Source organism: Glutamicibacter sp. 2E12, from assembly GCF_050030965.1.
Lineage (GTDB): Bacteria > Actinomycetota > Actinomycetes > Actinomycetales > Micrococcaceae > Glutamicibacter.
Genome location: NZ_CP188297.1, coordinates 1,625,795 through 1,648,983 on the forward strand (window position 1 = coordinate 1,625,795; position 23,189 = coordinate 1,648,983).

Sequence of the window (23,189 nt, forward strand, 5' to 3'; positions counted from 1 at the left end):
CGCTATGCCCGGGGCCTTGCCGTGCTGCCTCGCACTACCAGCTGCGGGGCATGGGTGCTGGAAGCGCCCGGGGCGTTCAGGGCCGCGTGCATGGCGGCTTGGGCCAGTGCCGCGACATCTTGCCGAACGCTGGTCAGATCGGCGTGCGCCAGCCTGGCGAATTCACTGTCGTCATAGCCGACCAGGCAGATCTGCTCGGGAACATGCAGGCCGGCAAGGTCGATTGCTTGGCGGGCGCCGAGCGCCGCACGGTCATTGAAGGCCAGTACCGCTGTGGCGCGTTCGGCTGGGGTAGTCGCTTCCAGGTATTCGCGCAGGACCGTGAAAGCGGTGGCGTCATCGGGGCCAGCTGGGAGCACTTGGCCGTGCGCGTTGGCGCGGGCGGCGGATTCGGCAAAGGCATCGCGCCGCTGTTGCGCCGCGATGGCAGATCCGCCATCCAGATGCAGCAGCCGTGTGTGGCCGAGCTGGGCCACATGGCGGACGGCTTGTTCAACGCCGGCAGCTTCGTTGGTAATGACGGATGGGATGCCGTCAATCGTGCGCAGCAGGCTGATTATGGGAAGCTGCTTGGAGGCGTGGACCAGTTGAGCCGGCGGAAGTTCCGGGAACAGGCCGATCACCGCTTCGACTCCCGCATCGATCAGCGTATTGAGCACTCGGCGTTCATCGCGGTGCTTGCCGGTAGCGCCCAGGATGATCTCGAAGCCGTTCTGGTCTGCCTGCTCGTACAGGGCATCGGCCAACTCCGCATGCAACGGTTCTCCCAGCGCCAGGGCCAGACCGATGGTCCGGCTGCGGCTGCTGCGCAGCGACCGCGCGCGCGAATCCGGGCGGTAGCCCAACTCCGCGGCCGCCTGCTTGACTCGGGACCGGGATTCTTCGCTGGCACCCTCGGCATCGCGCATGACAATCGAGGCCAGCGCTACCGAGACCCCAGAGGCGCGGGCGACGTCGGCCAGTGTGGGGCGTTTTGCAGGGGGTGTCGGCATGGGCGGAACTTTCTTCTAGAACGTTATAGACAGTTGCTATCCAGTGTGCCATGATTTTCCTGAACACTAAATCTAGAACGTTCTAGGAGAGACTTCATGGCTTACCAGACCCTGCCAGAAACTTCAGTAAAGCCGCTGCGCCTGGCCGTTATCGGTACCGGGTGGATCGGAGCATTCCACGCCCGCACCGTGGCGCAGCATCTGCCGGATGCGCTATTGCATGTCATAGCGGACCCGGCGCCGGGCCGGGCCGCTGAACTGGCCGCTGAGCTTGGTTGCCCGAATTACACCGAAGACATCGCCGACGTGCTTGCCGACGACAGCGTGGACGCCGTGGTTATCGGGGCGCCTTCGAGCTTCCATGCCGGCTTGATCGCCCAAGCCGCCGCAGCCGGAAAGCACATCTTCTGCGAAAAGCCGGCAGCGCACGCGTTGTCGGACTTGGACGCCGCGCTTGACGCCGTGGAGGCTTCCGGAGTGCTGCTGCAGATCGGTTTCAACCGGCGCTTCTCCCGGGACTTCGCCGTTGTGGCGGAACAGGTGCATTCCGGAGTTATTGGCACCCCGCAACTGCTGCGCTCGCTGACCCGGGATCCAGAAGTGGCCGGCGGGCTGCCCAACGCGGCAAAGATCCGTTCCCACGTCATTTTCACTGAAACCCTGATCCACGATTTTGACACCCTGAACTGGTTGAACCCGGGAGCCGAAGCAGTGGAAGTCCACGTCATGTCCGATGCGCTGGTGGCCCCTGAGCACCGGGGCTCCGGTTTGCTGGATACCGCCGTGGTGAGCCTGCGCTACTCCAATGGGGCAATCGCCGTGGCCGAGGCGAACTTCTCGGCCAGCTACGGCTATGACGTGCGCGGAGAAGTCTTCGGTTCAAAGGGCATGGTGCAGGCAGGCAATCCGGTGCAGCTGGCCGCGGCCAGCTTCGACAGCCAGGGAGCGCATGCGCCAACCGAACGGTTGAACATCGAGCTATTCGCCCAGGCCTACCGCGAGCAGCTCTCGGTCTTCGCCCGCAAGATCCGGGGCTTGCGCGAGGATACGGCTGATGCGGCCCTGGCGGTCCCCACCGGCGCCGACGCCCGCGCAGCCCTGCGCATCGCACTGGCGGCCTTGGAATCCGCAGAATCCGGGCTGCCGGTCAAGTTGGAATCCGCCACCCGCCTTGCGGTGAACCCATGAACGGGCAACTGGCGGTCTGTGCCGAAATGGTCTTCCTGGACCTTCCGCTGATCGACCGGGTGAAGCGCCTGGACGAGGCCGGCTTTGAAATAGAACTCTGGGATATCCGGGGCAAGGACCTGCCGGCATTGGCGGCCACCGGCGCCCGTTTCGGCTCCATGACAGGCTACAGCGCAGGCAGCCTCTGCGATCCGGACAGCGCGGGCGAAGTTGTTCGCACCGCCAAGGAATTGATCCCGGCAGCCCAGCGGCTGGGCATCCACCGGCTAGTTGTGCATCCGGCCCAGCTCGTTGACGGGCAGGCGGCCAGCCCGCAATTCCGGGCTACCGGAGAGATGTGGCTCACCGCAGCGCGAACGCTGGAAGCACTGGGCCGCATCGGCGAAGAGCACCAGGTCACCTTCATGCTGGAGAACCTGAACACGATCCTGGATCACCCTGGAATCCCGCTGGGACGCGCCAAGGACACGATGTCCCTGGTCAAGGCCGTCGGGCACCCGAACGTGAAGATGATGCTGGACCTGTACCACGCCCAAATTGGCGAGGGGAACCTCATCGAACTGGTGCGCTCGGCGCTTCCGCACATTGGGGAAATCCAGGTCGCAGACGTACCCGGACGGTGCGAGCCGGGCACCGGGGAGATCAACTATCTGGCCGTCGCCCGTGTGCTGGCCGAGCTGGGTTATTCTGGCCCGATCGGCATGGAGGCCTACGCCAGCGCAGATTCCGAAGGAGCCATCGCGGCCTTTGCCCAGGCGTTTTCACCGCTGTCCAAGCCCGTGGCGCGCTAGCCATCATGCACCGAGCATCGGAATGAGAGTCTAAAGCCAAGTGGCGGCAGCAGGAAAACCTGCTGCCGCCACTTGGCGTGCGTTCCGAGAAGCTACGCGCCAGCGCCGAAAGGCAAGCGCGAATCCATGTTCTGCGAATCCCAAGTCTGGCGGATCCAGCCGTGGTGGGGATCATCGCTGATCAGCCAATCGCGCACCCGCCCCGGGCCGGCCATGACGTTCAGGTAGTAGAGGTCGTATCCCGGCCCGGCCATGGCCGGACCATGCCAGCCGTAGGGGACCAGGACAACGTCCCCGGTGCGGACCTCGGCATTTACATCGATGGGGCGTTCATCCGAGGCATAAACGCGCGCGTAGCCGATGGGATCGCTTGCCGCCTCGGCGGGCATGCCCTGGGCTAGCTGCGTCTCGAAGTAGTAGATTTCCTCGAGGCTGGTTTCGCCTTCCTTCTCCTGATCATGCTTATGCGGAGGGTAGGAAGACCAGTTGCCCGCCGGAGTGATGACTTCGCAGACGATGAATCGGTCCGCTTCCAGGGCGGCCGGGGTGCCGAAGTTGTGGACCTGGCGGGAGCAGTTTCCTGCGCCGCGCAGCTCCACAGGGGTCTCTTCTGCCCTGATCAGCCGGGTCGGGTAGGACTGCTTGGCCGGGGCCAGTGCGACGGCGACCCGGCCCCCTTTGGCGGAGCTGATGGACAACGCCGTGTTGATGCCGGTGTAGAGGACATCAGCAGGTCCAGCAAAGACTGATTCGCGACCCTTGAGAACATGTTCGGTTCCTGCCATGGCGACAGTGAATGATTCGCCGCTGAGCGGGACCACGATCCGTTCTTCGCCGCAGGCCTCCAGTTCAAGTGTTTGGCCAGGGGCCAGCTCAGCTACCTTGAGTCCGGTGTGTGCCCAGCCGTCTATGGAAACGGCTGAGTCATGGGCACCGAGCGAGATGCTCCATTCTCCGTTAGCGGCCGAACCTGCAGGGTAAATCCAATCGGTCATCAGTCGATCCTTTCGACGGCGGGGGACAGGTGCCTAGCGTTGCACCAAGGTCATTTCAAAACTGTAGGCGTCTGCTCGATAAACATGGGAGCCGGTTTCCACGTTGCGCCCAGTGTCATCCACCGCGGTGCGCTGCATGGTCACCAGGGCCGAACCGGCCGCTGCGTCCAAGGTCTTGGCCTGGGCTTCATCTGCGGTCGTGGCCCCGATGCGCTGCTGGGCCAGGCGGAAGTTCACCCCTGCTTCGCGCAGGAGCTCGTAGAGGCCATGGGCCTGCAAGGACTTTTCGTCCAGCTCGACAATGTCGTCGCGAACCCAGTTCTCCATGAGGGCCAGCGGGCTGCCTCCGGCAGAACGCAGCCGGGTGAAGTGGTAGACAGAGACGTCCTTGGGCAACGAAAGAAGATCCTGGATCTCCGGCGGAGCGGGAATGTGCTCGAAGCTGAGCAGGGTGGTAGAAGGCTTCTTCCCGGCGCGCTCAAGGTCGTCATTCAGGCTGGACAGCTCAAGATGCCGGCGGATCTGGCTGGAAACAACCTGCGTTCCCACACCACGCTTGCGCACCAGCAGGCCGGACTGGACTAGGTCATCCATGGCCTTGCGAATGGTGGGCCGTGAAAGCCGCAGCCGCTGGGCCAGCTCGATTTCATTTTCCAGTCGAGTGCCCGAGGCCAGCGAACCGTCGCGGATCGCGCCTTCGATGCCTTGCGCTACCTGGTGGTAGAGGGGAATGGGCGAAGATCGGTCGATCTTGATGCTCAGTGGTGTGCTCACAGTTGCTCCTTGCCGGCGACTTTGTCATGATATGTCGCTTTGACAGGACAAACTATATATGAAAGTTCATGATTTGGGCATCCTTTGGCTGGAAATCCATTCATTCCAAAGCATTCTCCACGCTAGTTGGTGATCCCCAGCGGTGTTGCCAACCGCGGGGTTCGAGTCAGAGATGAGGTCCGACAAGGGGAATTGGACAACAGGTTTGATTGTCCAATTGTCCTGATAAGAAATTCGGCAGATTCCATTGCCCGAGGATTCCAGTGGCACATATGGTTTTTTGGAACGGTCCAAGACTTGAGGCGAGCCGCGGCGGCCACAGAGAATCACGGCGTTAAACGCCGCAGACAGGAGAACATCATGAATGAACAGCGCAGCATCGGCGTGGGGCTGATCTCGGTGGGATGGATGGGCAAGCTGCACGCTCGCGCCTACAGTTCGGTGCCCTATGCTTATCCAGAGCTGGGCATCAAGCCAAGACTGGTCATAGCCGCGGACACCGAACAGTCGCGAGTCGACTTCGCGATCTCAACACTGGGCTTCGAGCGCGGAACACTGGACTACCACCAGGTACTAGCCGATCCCGAGGTGGATGTCGTCTCGATTTGCGCTCCGAACTTCCTGCACGCCGACATGGCGATCGCCGCAGCAGAGGCCGGCAAGCACTTCTGGATCGAAAAGCCCGCCGGTCGAAGCCTTGCCGAAACGCAGGCTATCGAGCAAGCCGCCATCCGCAATGGCGTGGTCACCTCGGTCGGGTTCAACTACCGGCATGCGCCAGCTATCGCACGCGCCCGCCAGCTGGTGCAAGAAGGCCGGCTGGGATCCATCACGAATGTCCGCGCCAGCTTCCTTGCCGGATATGCGGCAGACCCCCGGGCCGCTTTATCGTGGCGCTTCAACCGGGAGCTGGCCGGCAGCGGGGTGCTTGCTGACCTGTTCAGCCATGCAGCTGATCTATGCAGCCATGTTGTCGGCCCCATCCAGGGTATTTCCGCATCCACCAATGTCATGATTCCGTCCCGGCCGAAACTATCCATGGGCCAGGGCACGCACTTCGACCTGATCGAAGGCGGTGACCAAGGTGAAGTCGAGAATGAGGATTACGCCGCAGCGTTGGTGCGTTTCAGCCCAGAAGGCGTGGCGGACCGCGCGATCGGAACTATCGAGGCATCCCGGGTGGCTGTGGGACCGCAGTGCGGTTACCGGCTGGAAATCTACGGCACGGAAGGTTCGGTCAAGTGGGATTTTGAACGCATGAATGAACTGGAAGTCGTGCTCGGTCGAGACAACGAAGAACAGGGATTCACGACGGTGATCGGCTCGCCAAAGCATGGCGAATACTCCCGGTTCCAGCCAGGCCCAGGGAACGCGATGGGCTTTGACGACCTCAAGACCATCGAGGCCAAGAAGTTCCTGCTGGCTGTCGCCGGTGGCGAGAAAACGAACTCCACCATCGCCGATGCGGTGGCGGCAGCCGCAGTGGTCGAAGCGGCCGAAGCATCTGCCGCAAGCGGCACGTGGCAGGCGCTGGATGAGCCGGTGCGCGCTGCGAGTGTGCAATACTGACCGCCATGCCTGACTCGTCGCGCCGCCGCCCCACGATCCGGGACGTCGCCAAGCATGCCGGGGTCTCAAAATCCTTGGTCTCCCTGGTGCTCTCGGATCCTAGCAAGGTCAGTTCGATGCGGCGTTCGCTGGTCGAGGACTCCATCCGCGAGTTGGGCTATCAGCCCAACCTGGCAGCGCGCTCGCTTTCGGCCGAGAACCGGCATGCCATTGGCGTCGTCCTGGGGGAACTGCATAATCCCTGGGTTCTGAGCGTCGCGGAAGTGGTGCGCGAACAGTTGCAAGCAGCAGGGCTTGACGTGCTGTTCAGTGCGGCCGCGATCCACGACGGGCAGGGCGTTGGGCCCGCGGAACTGCAGACCTTGCGCGATTTGCGGGTCAGCGGAATCCTCGTCGTCGGATCAGCCGATGACGCAGTCAGCTTCGAAGCCGCCTTGGGTGAGACTCCCGCTGTATTTGTTGGCGGCGGGAGCCAGGCCCAATCAGGCACTGGCGCGGTTTCGGTTAATGATGAGCAGGGCTTCGGCATGGTGGTTGACCACTTGGTCGATTGCGGAAATGCGCGGATTACCCATATAGCCGGTGGCGCTGGTCCGGTTTCTGCGACGCGCGAAGCTGCCTATCATCGGGCGATGCTGCGCCATGGCTTGCGCCAGCATGTACAGGTGGTGGAAGCCGGGCCAACGATTCAGGCCGGGCATGAAGCCGTAGCGCGGTTGCTGGCCTCGGGAGCACGGCCTGAATCGCTGGCTTGTTTCAATGATCTTTCCGCCATTGGGGCGCTGCAGGCTCTGGATGAGGCTGGCGTGTCTGCGGCGGTGACTGGCTACGACAATATTTCCCTATCGTCGCTGGGAAGAATTTCGCTGACCAGCATCGGCTCGGATTCGGAAGATCTCGGTCGCAGCAGCGTGCGGCTGCTGCTCCAATTGATGCGGAATCCGGAAGGAAAATTTGCACGTCAGTTGATGATTCCACCGCGGCTTATCGTGCGCTCCTCGTCGCAGCTGCACCGTTGAACCCTGTGAAAGCGGCGTTTCGCCGTGCTTGTCGAGGTCGGCAAATTACTCGTCTTCACATCCTTATGTCTTAACAAAGTCTTGACGGATCGCTTTTCGTCACGCACACTTTAGGCATCTTGTGATTCAAGTCACGGAACATCTTGTTAAGGCGGCCCGCCCCAGGGGACAATCGGGGTGCGCCGGGGATTCCTGAAGGGGAAACGAATATGGGAAAGCCAATTTGGCGCAAACTCGCAATCACGCTCGCCATCATTCCAGCATTGGGGCTGGCGGCTTGCTCGTCCACTGGCGGGCGTGCACCGGAACCGGAAAGCAATGCCGGTGGCGGTGCGGTGGCGGCTACTGACCGCATCAAAATCGCGGTCATCACCCACGCGGCTCCAGGAGATACCTTCTGGGACATTCTTAGAAAGGGCGCTGAAGAAGCTTCGGCCAAGGACAACGTAGAACTCCAGTATCTGAGTGATCCTGATGGCGGACGCCAGTCCCAGCTGATCGAGCAGGCTATTGACCAGGGCGTCGACGGCATCGCCGTGACCCTGGCCAAGCCCGACGCCATGGCTGGAGCGCTAGGCAAGGCTGCCGATGCCGGGATCCCCATTGTCAGCTTGAATGCCGGTGAAGCCCGATTCAAGGATCTCGGAGCATTTGCCCACTTCGGTTCCAATGAGCAGCTTGCAGGCCAGGCCGCTGGCGAAAAGCTGAAGGAGGCGGGAATCAAGAAGCCGATATGCGTCATCCAGGAACAGGGGCACGTTGGGCTTGAAGCACGTTGCGCCGGCGTGAAGAAAATCGTCCCAGACACCGAAATACTCTACGTGCAGGGCACTGACATGACCCAGGTTGAATCAACGGCAACCGCAAAGCTCCAAGCCGATAAGCAAGCCGACGCGATCATCGGCCTGGGCGCACCCATCACGATGACACTGCTCAAGGCTAAAGCCACGGCGAAGTCCGAGGTCGAGGTAGCTTCCTTCGACATGAACTCGCAGTTGGTTGAAGAAATCACCAAGGGCAATGTGATGTTCACCGTTGACCAGCAGCCTTGGTTGCAGGGCTACATGGCAGTTGATGCGCTGTGGCAGAACAACCGTGGCGGCTTCACCATCGGCGGTGGACAGGCGACGTTGACCGGCCCGGCTGTTGTAGACAAAGCCGTCGCTGAGCAAATTACCAGTTTCGCCCAAGAAGGCGTCCGCTAGCCACATCCCCTCGGCGCGCGCCTGATCTGCCGGTAGCGGCGATCCGGCGCGCAGCCTGGACACGGAGGAAATCCCATGTCATCTATAACAGCTTCACCCTCTCAAAAGAGAAAATCTCCGGCTCTGGACGAGCGCGTCGGCAAGAAAAGCGCATTGTCGATCCTTCTGGGCCGTCCGGAGATCGGTGCTCTCGTGGGCGCCATCGCCCTCTTCGTATTCTTCGCCGTCGTCGCTCCGGTCTTCCTGGCCCCCGCATCCTTGGCCACCGTCCTCTATGGGGCTTCGACCATCGGCATCATGGCCGTTGGCGTGTCACTGCTGATGATCGGTGGCGAGTTTGATCTATCCACCGGTGTGGCCGTCATTTCTTCGGCGCTCAGTGCATCGATGATCTCCTGGTACTTCGGTCTCAACGTCTGGGTCGGCATTGCCTTGGCCCTGGTCGTCTCGCTGCTGATCGGTTTCATCAACGGAATCATCCTGATCAAGACCAAGCTGCCATCCTTCATCGTGACGCTGGCCAGTTTCTTGATGCTCACCGGCCTGAATCTGGGCCTGACGCGAGCCATTGGCGGCTCGGTGTCCTCTCCATCTATTGCGGATATCGAAGGATTCCAGAGCGCAAAGGCGGTCTTTGCCTCTTCAGTCAATATCGCCGGGATCGACGTCAAGATCACCGTGTTCATCTGGATCGCCATGGTGATCATCGCTTCCTGGATCTTGCTCCGAACCAAGATCGGGAACTGGATCTTCGCCGTAGGCGGGGATGAGAAGGCCGCTCGCGCCGTCGGCGTTCCAGTGGTCCGCACCAAGATCGGACTCTTCATGGCCGTTGGATTCTGCGGCTGGGTGCTGGGCATGCACAACCTCTTCGCCTTTGACTCGGTGCAGTCCGGCGAAGGCATCGGCAATGAATTCCTCTACATCATTGCCGCGGTCATCGGCGGCTGCCTGCTCACCGGCGGTTACGGTTCAGCCATTGGCGGCGCTATCGGGGCGTTCATTTTCGGCATGGCGAACAAGGGCATCGTGTACGCGGAATGGAATCCGGACTGGTTCAAGTTCTTCCTTGGCCTGATGCTGCTCTTGGCTACGGTGGTCAACATCGTGGTGAAAAAGCGTGCGGAATCCAGCAAGTAGGAAGCCAAGGACAAAAATCATGAAGACTCGCAAGAATAAGAAGACCGAAGACCTGCTCGAGAAGCTCGAGCCCAAGATCAGCGACAACCTGCTGACCCTCAAGGGAGTTGGCAAGCACTACGGAAGCATCATCGCCCTGCGCGGTGTCGACATGGTGGTGGATCCGGGCAAGGTCACCTGCGTTCTCGGGGATAACGGCGCCGGCAAGTCCACGCTGATCAAGATCATCGCCGGCTTGCACCAGCACGATGAAGGAGAGTTCAGTTTGCATGGCTCGGCCATCAAGCTCAAGAGTCCCCGCGTCGCACTGGATGCCGGCATCGCCGCGGTGTACCAGGACCTGGCGGTCGTTCCTTTGATGCCGATCTGGCGCAACTTCTTCCTCGGCTCGGAACTGACCACCGGGGTTGGGCTGTTCAAGAAGCTTGATGTGCAGAAAATGAAGGACATCACCAAGCAGGAGCTCTCCGACATGGGCATTGATCTGCGTGACGTCGAGCAGCCGATCGGCCAGCTGTCCGGCGGTGAACGCCAGTGCGTAGCCATCGCTCGCGCGGTATATTTCGGAGCCAAGGTCCTGATCCTCGATGAGCCTACCGCCGCCTTGGGCGTCAAGCAGTCCGGCGTGGTGCTGCGCTACATCCTCCAGGCGCGCGACCGCGGGTTGGGTGTCATCTTCATTACGCACAACCCGCATCACGCGTATCCGGTAGGGGACTCGTTCCTGTTGCTGAAACGCGGCCGCTCCATCGGGTACTACTCGAAGTCGGAAATCACCGTCGAAGAGCTGACCGCCCAGATGGCCGGTGGCGCTGAACTCGCTGAACTGGCTCATGAGCTTGAACAGCTTGGTGGACATGATGAAGAGCTGGCAGAGGCAGAGGCGGGCGCGAACTCTCAAGCAACAGCCTGACCCAACCGCAGCTAAGGCCTGGGCTTCTTCGCGATGGTGAAGAAGCCCAGGCCTTAGCTGTCCCAGTGCTTAGAGCGAGTAGTCAATCATTTCACTATGGCCAGTAGCGATGGAACGCACCGCGGCCTGGGCGACGGCCTGGGATTTGAGCCCCTCACGCAACGTGACAGGTACTTCCCGGTCTTCGTCCAGTGCCTGAACGAAGGCTCCCAAGCTGGCGGCATAGGTTGGCTGGACCCTGTCGAACCAGTTGCCGTGCAGCCCGTGGGATTGCGCGTGCTGCCCCTGGAACAGGCTGACGTGCCCCGAGGGTTGCCGTTCAGATGCGGCCATGGCTTCAGACCCCAGCGCTTCGATGCGTTCGTCATAGCCGTAATTCGTATGGCGCACACAATCTATTTGGGCCATCGCTCCACTAGGGAACTGCAGCGAACTGATCGAAGTGTCCACATCGCCAAATTCCGCAATCTCCGGGGCGGACAGGGCCGAGCCGAAGGCGTGCACCTGCAGGGGATCCTGGCCTGATATCCAGCGTGCCAAATCATAGAAGTGCACGGCCTGATCGCGGAACTGGCCGCCAGAATTTTTCAGGTAATCCAGTGGTGGCAATGCTGGGCCACGCGAAGTCAACTGGAGCAAAGCCAGATCGCCGATTCGCCCGGAGTGCACGAGCTCCTTGACCTCTGCGTGAGCGCGATCGAAGCGCCGGTTGAAATTGACCATGGCCTTGATTCCTGAACGCTCGACGTAGGCTACCGTCGCCTTTGCCGTTTCCAAGTCGAGGTCGATTGGCTTTTCGACGAGAGCCGCCAGGCGCGCATCGGCTGCAAGGCGGAGGTTCTGGGCGTGGGAATCCGTTGATGACGCGATGAACACTGCGTCCAGGCCGTCATTGCCGAAAATCTGGTCGAGCGTTGCTGCTGCCTTGGCGCCATGTCGCGAGGCCAGAGCAGCAGCTCGCTGAGGGTCAATGTCGTAGACCAGTTTAAAGTCGATCTCCGGGTGTGCGGCCAAGTTGTGTGCATGCACCGAGCCGATGAAGCCGGCGCCGATCAGGGCGAATCTTTGCATTGAAGGCACCTCGTGAAGTTGGTTGAAGTCAGGAGACCATGATGTCCAGAAGATTGCGCATGGTGCTGGCAACCTTGTGGAAGTCGTGCTCATTGGCGCGGTCAGAGAACATCTCGGAAACCCACCAGCCGTCATAGCCGGTGGACTTGATCGCGTCCACCCACTGCTGCAATGGGATGGCGCCACCGCCGATGACGACATTGCGGTGCACGTCCTGGGCCGGAACCTCATGGCGCCGATCCAGATCCAACCCGTCGGAAATATGGGCCGCCTTGATCAGTTCCTTGGGCAACGCGGCCACTTCTTCCAAGGTGTCCCCGACAGTCCAGAAATGCCAGGTGTCCAAGGCGATGCCGACGTTCTCGCGGCCGCAACGCTCAATAATTTCCAGGGCTTGTCGACACCGATTGATATTCGACCAAGCCAGCGGTTCCAAGTAGATCTCCAGCCCGTGCTCTGCGGCGATCCCGGCGGCAGCAGATACATTATCGGCGGCAATGGCCATGGCCTCCGGTTCCGAAAGACCGAGTGTCCCGCGGTAGCGAGCATCAGATGCTGCGAGTTTTCCGGACTTGAAATCCTTGACCACATTCCAGTCCACTGGCCCGGTGCACATTTGCAGGATCGGTGCGCCGACCACTGTGGCGATTTCGGCCATCCGCCTGACTTCCCGGAGCATGTCATCACGTGCGGTGCCTTGGCGTTCAAGGTCAAGGACTGCGCCGATTCCTGTCACTTCAAGGCCCGTGAGCATTTCTGGAAGCGTGTGCACAGAAAAGCCGGCATCAAGATAGCGATAGAGTTTCGGGCTTTGCAGCTCGATGCCGCCGAATCCGGCCGACCGTGCCGTTGCAATGTCGGTGGCAACATTCCCGTAGAAACTTGTTGTGACATTCATGGACAGTTTTGCCATTGGTCCTCCTTGGCGTGTGGAATGCATGCGTGGAAACGAAATGTACAGTTGTCAGTACAAAGGTGCTTCCAAGATCATATGCCCACTGCTCCCCGGAAAGTAATACGCTCGGGCAAATTCTCCATGAGTTTTTTCCGAGCCGCCGCCAGCCTGGTCTGCGAGTGCAGGATACGTCTGTTCATCACCGGTTTTTCAATGGTTCAAGGCGAAAGTGCGTTATATACCTTCAAGGGAATGCAGTAATCCGGCTCGCTGATTGACTGGATATTCGCCCGCGACAGTGGCTGTTTCGAAGGTGTTTGCAATAATGACCGTTGTGAACATTGCTCAGCCCGGTGAAGGGCGCCCAGGAAACCGGCCCCCGTCGATGGCGGATGTGGCGGCCTTGGCCGGGGTGTCCCATCAGACGGTTTCCCGCGTGCTCAACGACCATCCAAACGTCAGGGCGGGAACCCGCGACCAGGTGCTGGATGCCATCCGGCAGCTGGGTTATCGCCGCAACCGAGCCGCGCGGGCACTGGCCACATCGCACTCGAGCACTATCGGCATTCTGACCATCGGCAGCGAATTCTTCGGACCGCAATCCACCGTGCTGGCCATCGAGGCCGCTGCCCGTGCGCAGGGATATTTCGTGACCGTTACCGCACTGGATCGCTATGACGCGCACAGCGCGAGCGAAGCCCTCAGCCACCTGGTGGACCAGGGCGTTGATGGCGTGGTGATGGTTGCGCCCTTCGAAAAGGTGATCGATGCCCTGGATGATGCTGCCCTGACGATTCCAGTGGTGGTCGTGGCCGCTCGCACGGAGGTTCCCGACGCGGATCCGGCGCATTACGTGTACATCGACCAGCGTGAAGGCGCGCGCTTGGCCACTGGCCATCTTCTGGCCCTGGGGCACCGCAAGATCGTCCACGTGTCCGGGCCGACCGGCTGGTTCGACGCCACCGAACGGCAGGTCGGCTGGCGGGAAAAAATGCTGGAAGCCAAGGCCCCGATTGTTGAGGTGCCAGCTGAATCCTGGCAGGCCCAGAGCGGCTATGAGGCAGGCCAGCGTCTGGTTGACCCGATACGCGCCGGCGAAGTTACGGCAGTATTCGCAGCGAATGATTACCTTGCCACCGGTGTTCTGCGTGCTTTCTGGGAAGCCGGGCTGGAAGTGCCCAATGACGTTTCGGTTATCGGTTTCGACGACCTGCAAATCTCCAATTTCCTGATCCCTTCGCTGACCACGGTTCGCCAGCCTTTCCGCGATGTCGGCCATGCTGCGCTGATGGAATTGCTGGAAGGCGCCACGGCTGACAGGGTCCCGAAAGTGATTGCGCCAACGCTGGTAATCCGGGCGAGTACCGCACCGCCCACCGCCCGCTAGCCAAGCGCTTCATTCCCCGAGTCCGGGATCCGGTATTGCGGATCACAAATTGTTAGCGCTAACATTGGATCGAGGTTTTGTTCTGCCAGCGCATTTTTCGCGAGTGGAGCAGGAAACGATGGCTATGGCGCTGCTCACCGAGCTGTGCGAACGGAGATTTCATGGCAACACAGCTCAACGGGCCAACCGCCCGCGAGATCATCAGCAACGGCGAAGCCGTGCTGGGCATCGAGTTCGGTTCAACGAATATCAAAGCCAGCCTGATCGGCCCCGGCCACCAGCAGCTTGCCAGCGGCAGCCACGCCTGGGAGAACCAGTACGAAAACAGGAATTGGACCTACTCCCGCGAAGCCATCGTCGCCGGCCTGCAGGACTCTATGGCCCAGGTGCTGGCAGATGCCCAAGAGCGCCACGGAGTACGCCCAACGCAGCTAGGAGCCGTTGGAATCTCCGCGATGATGCATGGCTACCTCGCCTTCGACGCCGACCGGGAACTGCTGGTTCCCTTCCGCACCTGGCGCAACACCTCCACGGCAAAAGCGGCGGCGATGCTCAGCGAGGAACTGGACTTCAATATCCCGCAGCGCTGGTCCGTAGCGCACTACTTCCAAGCGCTGCTCAACGGCGAAGAGCACGTGTCGAAAGTTTCCCGCCTGAACACGCTGGCCGGATTCGTGCATGAGCTTCTCACCGGAAATTTTGTGCTTGGCGTGGGCGATGCCGCGGGAATGTTCCCCATCGATTCAGCCACCGGCAGCTACGATGCACGGATGCTTTCCGCCTTTGACGCGGTTGCTGCCCGGCATGGCGCGACCGCAGGGCTTTCCTCAATGCTGCCCGCGGCACTGCCCGCCGGTGCAGATGCTGGCACGCTTAGCGAAGCCGGGGCCTTGCTCCTGGACCCCACCGGCCAGCTCCAGTCTGGCAGCCCGCTGTGCCCACCGGAAGGAGACGCCGGAACCGGCATGGTGGCCACCAATTCGGTAGCCCAGCGCACCGGCAACATCTCCGCCGGAACCTCCATTTTCGCGATGGTGGTCCTCGACGCGCCGCTCAAGGAAGTGCACCACGAAATCGACGTGGTCACCACGCCCGATGGGCATCCGGTAGCCATGGTCCACTGCAATAACGGCGCCAGCGAATTTGCCGCCTGGGCCCAGGTCTTCGGGCAGTTCGCCCGGGCGCTGGGCAGCGACGCCGACGACAACGCGGTCTTCGAAACCCTGCTGCGTTCGGCCCTTCAGGGTGCTGCCGATGGTGCGGGGCTCCTGGCCTACAACAATCTTTCCGGCGAACCGGTAGCGGGTCTTGCCGAAGGCCGTCCGGCCATCCTGCGCACCCCGGACTCCACGCTGAACCTGCCCAACTTCGTGCGTGTTCAGGTGTACGCCATGTTCGCCACGCTGAGCCTCGGACTGCGCGTGCTGGCCGCCGAAGGCGTCGAGGTCAAGCAGATGTTTGCCCATGGCGGCATCTTCCGCACCGCCGGGGTGGCCCAACGGCTGCTGGCCGCTGCGATCAACACTCCCGTCCTTGTCGGGGACAGCGCCGGACACGGAGGTGCATGGGGCATCGCCGTCCTGGCAGCGTACCGGCGCCGAGTCCTCGATGGCCTGCAGCAGTCCCTGCCTGAATTCCTGGATTCCGAAGTCTTCGCCGGTGCCGCTTTGAGCCTCGCGGAGCCGCAGGCCGATGACCGTGCCGGCTTCGAGGCCTACCTGGAAACCTATGAAGCCGGCCTGGCCATTCAGCGCACCGCCATTACCGCCATCTAGGCATCGCACACAGTTTCGGACGAAAAGAGAAACCGATGAATCAACCACGAATCCTGGCGGATTACCCGCAGTCAATGCAGGACGAGGTGGCCACGGTCCGCCAGATTGTTGCCGACCTGCACGCCGAATTGCCGCGCTATGAGCTGGTGGTCTGGACTGCCGGCAACGTGTCGCAGCGCGTGCGCCACCCGGAAATCGCCGACGGCTCCGCGGACCTGTTCGTGATCAAGCCATCGGGCGTCGCCTACGACGAGCTGACCGCGCAGTCCATGGTGGTCTGCACCTTGGACGGCAAGCTGCTCGATGGCACCCGCGCCCCGTCCTCGGACACCGCGGCCCATGCCTACACCTACGAGCACATGCCGCAGGTGGGCGGCGTGGTGCATACCCACTCCACCTACGCCACCGCATGGGCGGCGCGCGGCGAGGAAATTCCCTGCGTGCTGACCATGATGGCCGACGAATTCGGCGGCCCGATCCCGGTAGGCCCCTTCGCCATCATTGGCGATGATTCGATTGGCCGCGGCATCGTGTCCACGCTGAGCGAGTCCCGCAGCCCGGCCGTGCTGATGCGCAACCACGGTCCTTTCACGATCGGAAAGGACGCCAAGGCCGCAGTCAAAGCCGCAGTGATGTGCGAGGAAGTGGCTCGAACCGTGCACATCTCGCGCCAGCTGGGCAACCCGGTCGCGATCGACCAGAAGCATATCGACTCGCTCTACGAGCGCTACCAGAACGTCTACGGACAGTAAGGACATCATGGCCAAGGCATATAACACCCAAGAAATCTGGTTCTTCACCGGCAGCCAGGACCTGTACGGCGAAGAGACGCTGCGCCAGGTGGCGCAGCAGTCCACCGAGGTCGCGCAGGCGCTGGATGCGTCCGCCGACGTTCCGGCAAGGATCGTGTGGAAGCCGGTCCTGAAGGACTCCGAATCGATCCGCCGCGCAATGCTGGAAGCAAACTCGGATGACAAAGTGCTGGGCGTCATCACCTGGATGCACACCTTCAGCCCGGCCAAGATGTGGATCAACGGCCTGAAGGCCCTGCAGAAGCCGCTGCTGCACCTTCACACCCAGGCCAATGTCGAACTGCCCTGGGATTCGATCGACTTCGACTTCATGAACCTGAACCAGGCCGCCCACGGCGACCGCGAGTACGCCTACCTGGCCACCCGCCTGGGCGCGGCCCGCACCACCGTGGTCGGCCATGTCTCCAACCCTGCCGTATCCCGCCGCGTGGGCACCTGGATCCGCGGCGCTGCCGGCTTCAACGCCGTGCAAAACCTGAACCTGGTCCGCTTCGGCGACAACATGCGCAACGTCGCGGTGACCGAGGGGGACAAGACCGAGGCGGAGATCCGCTTCGGCGTCTCGGTGAACACCTGGGCCGTCAACGACCTGGTCGAAGCGGTCCAGGCCGTGGCCGAGGCCGACATCGATGCGCTGGTCGCCGAGTACGAGCGCGAATACGACGTCGTGCCCGAACTGCGCGCCGGCGGTGCCCGCCACGAGTCGCTGCGCTATGCCGCATCCCAGGAAATCGCGCTGGAAGCGTTCCTGGCCAAGGCCGGCGCCATGGCGTTCACGACCAACTTCGAGGACCTGGGCGGGCTCAAGCAGCTGCCGGGCCTGGCTGTGCAGCGCCTGATGGGCAAGGGCTACGGCTTCGGCGCCGAAGGCGACTGGAAGACCGCGGTACTGGTGCGTGCCGCCAAGGTCATGGGCGAGGGCCTGCCGGGCGGCGCCTCGCTGATGGAGGACTACACCTACGACCTGACTCCCGGCAAGGAGCTGATCCTCGGCGCCCACATGCTCGAGGTCTGCCCGTCGCTGACCACCTCCAAGCCGCGGGTTGAAATCCACCCGCTGGGCATCGGCGGCCGCGAGGATCCGGTGCGCATGGTCTTCAACGCGGACGTTGCCGAAGGTGCGGTGGTCGTGTCCATGGCCGATATGCGCGAGCGCTTCCGCCTGACTGCCAATGTGGTGGATGTGGTCACCCCGCCGGCGGACCTGCCGAACCTGCCGGTGGCGCGCGCGGTGTGGAGCCCGCGGCCGGACTTCAATATTTCCGCCGAGTCCTGGCTGGCTGCCGGCGGTGCGCACCACACGGTGATGTCCACGGCCGCGGGGATCGAGGCTTTCGAGATCTTCGCCGAAATCGCAGGCACCGAGCTGCTGGTTATCGATGAGGAAACCACCCGCCGGAACTTCGCGCAGCAGATTCGCGTGAACCAGAGCTACTACCGCTTGGCGCAGGGTTTCTAGCGGTTCGAACAACCCTTGCCCAGGTAATGCGCGCCCCGTTGCGGGGCGTGCATTACCAATGAGTAAGGAATCTTAATTTATTTACATAGAGGGTGGCTGAAATCACTGTGTTAGCGCTAACATAGTGTGAGTCCAGTCTCACTCGCAGATATGGCAACCTTTCAAGGAGGAAAAGATGGCATGGAATAATTGGACCCGCAAGGCCGCGGCGACCATGGGATCGCTGGCACTGGTCGGCGCATTGGCAGCGTGCAGCGGCGGTGGCGCTGGCGGCGGAGCAGGAGCCGGCGAAGGCGAGTCGACTGCACCTGAGGACATCCAGGTGGGCGTGGCAATGCCAACCGAGACTTCCGAGCGCTGGATTGCCGACGGCGAAGCCGTCAAGTCCCAGCTGGAAGCCGCTGGCTTCGAAGTCGACCTGCAGTTCGCGAATGACGACATCCCCACCCAGCAGCAGCAGATCGACCAGATGATCACCAAGGGCAGCGACATCCTGGTAGTCGCCTCCATCGACGGCACCGCGCTGTCCACCCAGCTGCAGGCCGCAGCGGACCAGGACATCCCGATCATCTCCTACGACCGCTTGATCAACGGCACCGAGAACGTCGACTTCTACGTCACCTTCGACAACTACAACGTCGGCGTCCAGCAGGCAACCTCGCTGCTGACCGGCATGGGCCTGGCCGATGAGGAAGGCAAGCGCACCAGCAAGGAGGGCAAGTTCAACGTCGAGCTCTTCGCCGGTTCGATCGACGACAACAACGCGCACTTCTTCTGGAAGGGCGCCATGGATACCCTCAAGCCCTACCTGGATGACGGCACCCTGACGGTCAAGTCCGGGCAGACCAAGATCGAGCAGGCAGCTACCCTGCGCTGGAGCCAGGAAGAAGCCCAGTCGCGCATGGAAGACCTGATCACCGCCCACTACCAGGGCGGCAAGACCAAGATCGACGGCATCCTCTCGCCATTCGACGGCATCTCCCGCGGCATCATCACCGCACTGTCCAACGCCGGCTACGGCAAGACCATCGAGGCCGGCCTGCCGATCATCTCGGGCCAGGATGCAGAAATCGCTTCGGTGAAGCTGATCGACGATGGCGTGCAGTACGCAACCATCTTCAAGGACACCCGCAAGCTGGCTACCCAGGCTGTCGAGGCAGTGAAGTCCTACGCAGGCGGCGGCGAGCCGGAAGCCAATGACACCGAAACCTACGACAACGGCAAGAAGGTTGTTCCTTCCTACCTGCTGGATTCGGACATCGTCGTCAAGGACAACATCACCTCCCTGCTGGTCGACTCCGAGTACTACACGGCCGAGGAAGTCAAGGCCGGCCAGACCAAGTAGTCTCCCAGGCCGCAATCCGGTGGGCGGGAGGGCAAGCCGCCCTCCGGCCCACCGGATGCACCGCTCACAGCACACACCAAGGACGTCTGCACTATGGACACCACGATCCTGCACATGCAGGACATCACCAAGACTTTTCCCGGAGTCAAGGCGCTGGACGGCGTCAACCTTTCGGTTAGCAAGGGCGAAATCCACGCTATCTGCGGAGAGAACGGCGCCGGAAAATCCACCCTCATGAAGGTGCTCTCCGGGGTCTACCCGCACGGCAGCTACGAGGGCCAGATCATTTTCGAAGGCGAAGAGCTCAAGGCCTCGAACATCAAGGACTCCGAAGCCCAGGGCATCGTGATCATCCACCAGGAGCTGGCGCTGGTGCCGTACCTGTCGGTGGCCGAGAACATCTTCCTCGGCAACGAAACCGCGCGCGGCGGCTTCATCGACTGGAACGAGACCAACCACCGCGCCGCGGACCTGCTGGCCCGCGTGGGCCTGGACGAACTGCCGGTCACCCCGGTAGGCCAGCTGGGCGTGGGCAAGCAGCAGCTGGTGGAAATCGCCAAGGCGCTGAGCAAGAACGTCAAGCTGCTGATCCTTGACGAACCGACCGCCGCGCTGAATGACGACGACTCCGAGCACCTGCTGAACCTGCTGCGCGGACTGCGCGAACAGGGCATCACCTCGATCATCATTTCGCACAAGCTCGGCGAGATCGAGGACATTGCCAACACCACCACGATCATCCGCGATGGCCAGTCCATCGAGGCGCTGGACATGGCCGATCCCGAGTCCAACCAGAACCGCATCATCCGCGGCATGGTGGGCCGCGAACTGTCCTCCCGCTACCCGGAACGCGTACCGCAGATCGGCGACGTGGTCTTCGAGGTCCAGGACTGGTCGGTCCAGCACCCGGTCCAGCAGGACCGCACCGTGGTGGAAGGCGCCAACCTGGAGGTCCGCGCCGGCGAAATCGTCGGCATTGCAGGACTGATGGGCGCCGGGCGCACCGAATTGGCGATGAGCATCTTCGGCCACAGCTATGGCCGGAACATCACCGGCACGGTCAAGATGGACGGCAAGCCGGTGGACACCTCCACCGTGGGCAAGGCCATCAAGGCCGGCATCGCCTACGTTTCCGAGGACCGCAAGAAGTTCGGGCTGAACCTGATCGAGGACATCCGCGTGAACACCACCGCGGCCGGCCTGGACAAGATCTCCTCCAAGGGCTTCGTGGACGGCAACAAGGAGATCCAGATTGCCGAGCACTACCGCAAGTCCATGCGCATCAAGACCCCGAACGTGATGGCGAAGGTCGGGAACCTCTCGGGCGGCAACCAGCAGAAGGTCGTGCTGGGCAAATGGCTGCACACCGCACCCGAGCTGCTGATCCTCGACGAGCCCACCCGCGGCATCGACGTCGGCGCCAAATACGAGATCTACACCATCATCAACGAGCTGGCGGCTGCCGGCAAGGCCGTGCTGGTGATCTCCTCCGAACTGCCAGAGCTCTTGGGCATCTGCGACCGCATCTACACCCTGGCCTACGGCCGAATGACCGGCCAGCTGCCCAGCAGCGAAGCCACCCAGGAACGCCTCATGGAACTCATGACCATCGAGAAGGAAAGCACCCGATGACCATCACAAGCGAGCTGAAGGATATCTTCACCAAGAACCTGCGCACCTCGGGCATTTACATTGCCTTCGTGCTCATCGTGGTGCTGTTCACCATCCTGACCAACGGGCTGCTGCTCAGCCCGATCAACATCACCAACATCATCTTGCAGTACTCCTACGTGCTGATCCTCGCCCTGGGCATGATCCTGGTGATCGTCGCCGGGCACATCGACCTGTCGGTCGGCTCCCTCGTGGCGCTGACCGGTGCGGTCTCCGCGGTCATTGTCATCAAGGGGGATCTGCCCTGGTGGGTCGGCATGCTCGCCGGCATCGCCGTGGGCGCCCTGTGCGGCCTGTGGCAGGGCTTCTGGGTGGCGTACGTGGGCATTCCCGCGTTCATCGTGACCCTGGCCGGCATGCTGCTCTTCCGCGGCCTGACCTACGAAGTGCTGAGCAACGTGTCGCTCTCGCCGTTCCCCGGCGAATACGGCCAGATCGCCGGCGGCTTCCTCAACGGGCTGCTGGGCGGCAACGGATTCGACCTGTTCACCGTGATCATCGGCGTGATCGCCGTGGCCGGACTGTTCGTTTCGCAGTGGCGCAACCGCGCTGGACGCGCCAAGTACGGCCAGAGCGTTGAATCCATGGCCATGTTCCTGGCCAAGAACATCATCTCGGGCATCATCATCCTCTGGTTCTTCTGGCAGATCGCCACCAGCCGCGGCATGCCGATCGTGCTGATCATCCTGGCTGCCCTGATCCTGGGCTACCACGTGCTGACCACCAAGACCGTTTTCGGCCGCCACGTCTACGCCATCGGCGGCAACCTGTCCGCCGCGAAGCTTTCGGGCGTGAACGTGAAGAAGATCAACATGTGGATCTTCATCAACATGGGCCTGCTTTCGGGCGTGGCCGGCGTGGTCTTCTCCTCGCGTTCCAACGGCGCCCAGCCTGGTGCCGGCAACATGTTCGAGCTGGACGCCATCGCGGCCTGCTTCATCGGCGGCGCTTCGACCACCGGCGGCGTGGGCCGGGTGACCGGCGCGATCGTCGGCGGCCTGGTGATGGCGGTGCTCTCCAACGGCATGCAGCTGATGGGCGTGGGCGCCTCCACCCAGCAGATCGTCAAGGGCGTTGTGCTGCTTCTGGCAGTCGCCTTCGACATCTACAACAAGCGCCGCGCGGGCGCTGGCAACTAGCCTGCCGCTGGTGCCATGGGCCCTCCCGCACGCGATTGCGGGAGGGCCCATGCGTGCCCGACGTTTTCGATGGCCCAGCAAGAAGGATGAAGACATGGACCGCCTCGCACTGCCCCTGAAGGACACCGCCAATGGAACGGTGCTGACGCTGCAAGCCCATGGCTTCACCGCGCAAGTGGCCACGGTGGGCGCCACCCTGGTTTCCCTCCAGTACGGCTCCCGCCCGCTGGTGCGCGCTTTCGACCCGCACGGGCCGCGCCCGGTTTTCGCCGGCGCCATCCTGGCCCCGTGGCCCAACCGGGTGATCGACGGGGCCTACAGCTGGGAAGGCCAAGAGCTGCAGCTGCCGATCACCGAGCCGGAGCGCGGCCATGCCCTGCACGGCCTGGTGATCGATACCGGCTTCGAGATCATCGAGCACCGTGCCGACTTCGCCCAGCTGCGCACCGTCATCGCCCCGAGCGCCGGCTATCCGTACGAGGTGCAGCTGGTGATCGGCTACCGGCTGGAGGCCGGCGGGCTGCGCACCGTCGCTGCCGCCGCCAACCTCGGGACGGGCACCGCGCCCTTCGGCTGGGGTTCGCACGCCTACCTGGTCGCCCCGGGCAAGAAGGCGGATGAATGGACCTTCACCCTGCCAGCTGGCAAGGTGCAGCTGACCGAAGGCCCGCGCCTGCTGCCGCGCGACACGGTTCAGGCCGCCGGCACCGAGCTGGATTTCCGCACCCCGAAGCCCATCGGGGATCTCTTCATCGACCATGCCTACACTGGCCTGGCTGCCCGCGCGGACGGTTCTTTCCGCGCGGAGATCACCGACGCCGGGGGCGTCGGATCGCACATCACCTGGGACGAAGCCTGCCCGTGGGTCCAGATACACACCGCCGACCGCGATGATCCGGCCCTGGACCGCACCGGCCTGGCCATCGAGCCGATGACCTGCCCGCCGGGCGGCTACAACTCCGGCCAGGACGTCATCGCCCTGGCACCGGGCGCCAGCCACGAAGCCAGCTGGCTGATCGGCCCGGTCCAGCCGCGCTAGCACCCCAGGC

General features: G+C 62.4%; 20 protein-coding genes. 15 read left to right on the forward strand and 5 right to left on the reverse strand.

Features of this window, described 5'->3' with window-relative positions:
- Positions 1-2: 2 nt before the first annotated feature.
- The gene (locus ACP3TE_RS07650; protein ID WP_332486346.1) at positions 3-992 is read right to left on the reverse strand and encodes a LacI family DNA-binding transcriptional regulator; all 990 of its coding nucleotides are present in this window, start codon (positions 990-992) and stop codon (positions 3-5) included.
- A 96-nt stretch (positions 993-1,088) separates the two neighbouring features.
- Here ACP3TE_RS07650 and ACP3TE_RS07655 point away from each other — a divergent pair, with 96 nt between their 5' ends.
- Complete coding sequence (locus ACP3TE_RS07655) at positions 1,089-2,180, forward strand: Gfo/Idh/MocA family oxidoreductase (RefSeq protein WP_105656540.1); 1,092 nt, start codon at positions 1,089-1,091, stop codon at positions 2,178-2,180.
- Positions 2,177-2,971 (forward strand): TIM barrel protein, encoded by a 795-nt coding sequence (locus ACP3TE_RS07660; RefSeq protein WP_332486350.1) that lies wholly within the window; start codon positions 2,177-2,179, stop codon positions 2,969-2,971. The genes ACP3TE_RS07655 and ACP3TE_RS07660 overlap by 4 nt, the downstream gene beginning before the upstream one ends.
- Before the next feature lie 92 nt (positions 2,972-3,063).
- Here ACP3TE_RS07660 and iolB read toward each other — a convergent pair whose 3' ends face one another.
- Both iolB and ACP3TE_RS07670 read right to left on the reverse strand, forming a co-directional pair.
- Entirely contained in the window at positions 3,064-3,966 is a 903-nt protein-coding gene (iolB, locus tag ACP3TE_RS07665) for a 5-deoxy-glucuronate isomerase (protein ID WP_332503797.1), read from the reverse strand.
- A gap of 33 nt (positions 3,967-3,999) precedes the next feature.
- Entirely contained in the window at positions 4,000-4,740 is a 741-nt protein-coding gene (locus tag ACP3TE_RS07670) for a GntR family transcriptional regulator (protein WP_332486354.1), read from the reverse strand.
- 360 nt (positions 4,741-5,100) lie between these two features.
- Here ACP3TE_RS07670 and ACP3TE_RS07675 point away from each other — a divergent pair, with 360 nt between their 5' ends.
- From ACP3TE_RS07675 to ACP3TE_RS07695, 5 genes are all read left to right on the forward strand, one after another.
- Positions 5,101-6,309 carry a Gfo/Idh/MocA family protein gene (locus ACP3TE_RS07675; RefSeq protein WP_332486356.1) on the forward strand — a complete coding sequence of 403 codons (1,209 nt, stop codon included), beginning with the start codon at positions 5,101-5,103 and terminating at the stop codon, positions 6,307-6,309.
- Positions 6,310-6,314: 5 nt separating this feature from the next.
- The gene (locus tag ACP3TE_RS07680) at positions 6,315-7,328 is read left to right on the forward strand and encodes a LacI family DNA-binding transcriptional regulator (RefSeq protein WP_332486358.1); all 1,014 of its coding nucleotides are present in this window, start codon (positions 6,315-6,317) and stop codon (positions 7,326-7,328) included.
- A gap of 209 nt (positions 7,329-7,537) precedes the next feature.
- Complete coding sequence (locus tag ACP3TE_RS07685; protein WP_105662246.1) at positions 7,538-8,533, forward strand: substrate-binding domain-containing protein; 996 nt, start codon at positions 7,538-7,540, stop codon at positions 8,531-8,533.
- Between the two features lie 75 nt (positions 8,534-8,608).
- Positions 8,609-9,673, forward strand: a complete 1,065-nt coding sequence (locus tag ACP3TE_RS07690; protein ID WP_105656533.1) for an ABC transporter permease — start codon at positions 8,609-8,611, stop codon at positions 9,671-9,673.
- Positions 9,674-9,692: 19 nt separating this feature from the next.
- Entirely contained in the window at positions 9,693-10,586 is an 894-nt protein-coding gene (locus tag ACP3TE_RS07695) for an ATP-binding cassette domain-containing protein (RefSeq protein ID WP_105662247.1), read from the forward strand.
- A 69-nt stretch (positions 10,587-10,655) separates the two neighbouring features.
- Here the strand turns inward: ACP3TE_RS07695 and ACP3TE_RS07700 are convergent, their stop codons facing one another.
- The gene (locus tag ACP3TE_RS07700) at positions 10,656-11,657 is read right to left on the reverse strand and encodes a Gfo/Idh/MocA family protein (protein WP_332730955.1); all 1,002 of its coding nucleotides are present in this window, start codon (positions 11,655-11,657) and stop codon (positions 10,656-10,658) included.
- Between the two features lie 28 nt (positions 11,658-11,685).
- Positions 11,686-12,570, reverse strand: coding sequence for a sugar phosphate isomerase/epimerase family protein (locus ACP3TE_RS07705; protein ID WP_332498181.1), 885 nt, complete (start codon positions 12,568-12,570; stop codon positions 11,686-11,688).
- A 307-nt stretch (positions 12,571-12,877) separates the two neighbouring features.
- On the opposite strand from ACP3TE_RS07705, the gene ACP3TE_RS07710 reads away from it, so the two are divergent.
- The 8 genes from ACP3TE_RS07710 (at position 12,878) to ACP3TE_RS07745 (ending at position 23,179) form a co-directional block, all read left to right on the forward strand.
- The gene (locus tag ACP3TE_RS07710; protein ID WP_426735916.1) at positions 12,878-13,939 is read left to right on the forward strand and encodes a substrate-binding domain-containing protein; all 1,062 of its coding nucleotides are present in this window, start codon (positions 12,878-12,880) and stop codon (positions 13,937-13,939) included.
- 161 nt (positions 13,940-14,100) lie between these two features.
- Positions 14,101-15,714, forward strand: coding sequence for a xylulokinase (locus ACP3TE_RS07715; protein ID WP_332498178.1), 1,614 nt, complete (start codon positions 14,101-14,103; stop codon positions 15,712-15,714).
- Between the two features lie 35 nt (positions 15,715-15,749).
- Positions 15,750-16,466, forward strand: coding sequence for an L-ribulose-5-phosphate 4-epimerase (locus ACP3TE_RS07720; RefSeq protein WP_105662251.1), 717 nt, complete (start codon positions 15,750-15,752; stop codon positions 16,464-16,466).
- Between the two features lie 7 nt (positions 16,467-16,473).
- The gene (araA, locus tag ACP3TE_RS07725; RefSeq protein WP_426735918.1) at positions 16,474-17,985 is read left to right on the forward strand and encodes an L-arabinose isomerase; all 1,512 of its coding nucleotides are present in this window, start codon (positions 16,474-16,476) and stop codon (positions 17,983-17,985) included.
- A gap of 175 nt (positions 17,986-18,160) precedes the next feature.
- Positions 18,161-19,330, forward strand: a complete 1,170-nt coding sequence (gene chvE, locus ACP3TE_RS07730; protein WP_332502731.1) for a multiple monosaccharide ABC transporter substrate-binding protein — start codon at positions 18,161-18,163, stop codon at positions 19,328-19,330.
- A gap of 93 nt (positions 19,331-19,423) precedes the next feature.
- The gene (mmsA, locus tag ACP3TE_RS07735; protein WP_105656524.1) at positions 19,424-20,962 is read left to right on the forward strand and encodes a multiple monosaccharide ABC transporter ATP-binding protein; all 1,539 of its coding nucleotides are present in this window, start codon (positions 19,424-19,426) and stop codon (positions 20,960-20,962) included.
- Positions 20,959-22,140, forward strand: coding sequence for a multiple monosaccharide ABC transporter permease (mmsB, locus tag ACP3TE_RS07740; protein ID WP_105656523.1), 1,182 nt, complete (start codon positions 20,959-20,961; stop codon positions 22,138-22,140). Before mmsA ends, mmsB begins: the two co-directional genes overlap by 4 nt.
- 94 nt (positions 22,141-22,234) lie before the next feature.
- Positions 22,235-23,179 (forward strand): aldose 1-epimerase family protein, encoded by a 945-nt coding sequence (locus tag ACP3TE_RS07745; RefSeq protein ID WP_426735921.1) that lies wholly within the window; start codon positions 22,235-22,237, stop codon positions 23,177-23,179.
- Positions 23,180-23,189: the final 10 nt, after the last annotated feature.

What these genes read in the sequence shown, in the direction of transcription:
- ACP3TE_RS07650 (WP_332486346.1), bottom strand. Translation starts at nt 992, where the DNA reads ATGCCGACACCCCCTGCAAAACGCCCCACACTGGCCGACGTCGCCCGC.
- ACP3TE_RS07655 (WP_105656540.1), top strand. Translation starts at nt 1,089, where the DNA reads ATGGCTTACCAGACCCTGCCAGAAACTTCAGTAAAGCCGCTGCGCCTG.
- ACP3TE_RS07660 (WP_332486350.1), top strand. Translation starts at nt 2,177, where the DNA reads ATGAACGGGCAACTGGCGGTCTGTGCCGAAATGGTCTTCCTGGACCTT.
- iolB (WP_332503797.1), bottom strand. Translation starts at nt 3,966, where the DNA reads ATGACCGATTGGATTTACCCTGCAGGTTCGGCCGCTAACGGAGAATGG.
- ACP3TE_RS07675 (WP_332486356.1), top strand. Translation starts at nt 5,101, where the DNA reads ATGAATGAACAGCGCAGCATCGGCGTGGGGCTGATCTCGGTGGGATGG.
- ACP3TE_RS07680 (WP_332486358.1), top strand. Translation starts at nt 6,315, where the DNA reads ATGCCTGACTCGTCGCGCCGCCGCCCCACGATCCGGGACGTCGCCAAG.
- ACP3TE_RS07685 (WP_105662246.1), top strand. Translation starts at nt 7,538, where the DNA reads ATGGGAAAGCCAATTTGGCGCAAACTCGCAATCACGCTCGCCATCATT.
- ACP3TE_RS07690 (WP_105656533.1), top strand. Translation starts at nt 8,609, where the DNA reads ATGTCATCTATAACAGCTTCACCCTCTCAAAAGAGAAAATCTCCGGCT.
- ACP3TE_RS07695 (WP_105662247.1), top strand. Translation starts at nt 9,693, where the DNA reads ATGAAGACTCGCAAGAATAAGAAGACCGAAGACCTGCTCGAGAAGCTC.
- ACP3TE_RS07700 (WP_332730955.1), bottom strand. Translation starts at nt 11,657, where the DNA reads ATGCAAAGATTCGCCCTGATCGGCGCCGGCTTCATCGGCTCGGTGCAT.
- ACP3TE_RS07705 (WP_332498181.1), bottom strand. Translation starts at nt 12,570, where the DNA reads ATGGCAAAACTGTCCATGAATGTCACAACAAGTTTCTACGGGAATGTT.
- ACP3TE_RS07710 (WP_426735916.1), top strand. Translation starts at nt 12,878, where the DNA reads ATGACCGTTGTGAACATTGCTCAGCCCGGTGAAGGGCGCCCAGGAAAC.
- ACP3TE_RS07715 (WP_332498178.1), top strand. Translation starts at nt 14,101, where the DNA reads ATGGCAACACAGCTCAACGGGCCAACCGCCCGCGAGATCATCAGCAAC.
- ACP3TE_RS07720 (WP_105662251.1), top strand. Translation starts at nt 15,750, where the DNA reads ATGAATCAACCACGAATCCTGGCGGATTACCCGCAGTCAATGCAGGAC.
- araA (WP_426735918.1), top strand. Translation starts at nt 16,474, where the DNA reads ATGGCCAAGGCATATAACACCCAAGAAATCTGGTTCTTCACCGGCAGC.
- chvE (WP_332502731.1), top strand. Translation starts at nt 18,161, where the DNA reads ATGGCATGGAATAATTGGACCCGCAAGGCCGCGGCGACCATGGGATCG.
- mmsA (WP_105656524.1), top strand. Translation starts at nt 19,424, where the DNA reads ATGGACACCACGATCCTGCACATGCAGGACATCACCAAGACTTTTCCC.
- mmsB (WP_105656523.1), top strand. Translation starts at nt 20,959, where the DNA reads ATGACCATCACAAGCGAGCTGAAGGATATCTTCACCAAGAACCTGCGC.
- ACP3TE_RS07745 (WP_426735921.1), top strand. Translation starts at nt 22,235, where the DNA reads ATGGACCGCCTCGCACTGCCCCTGAAGGACACCGCCAATGGAACGGTG.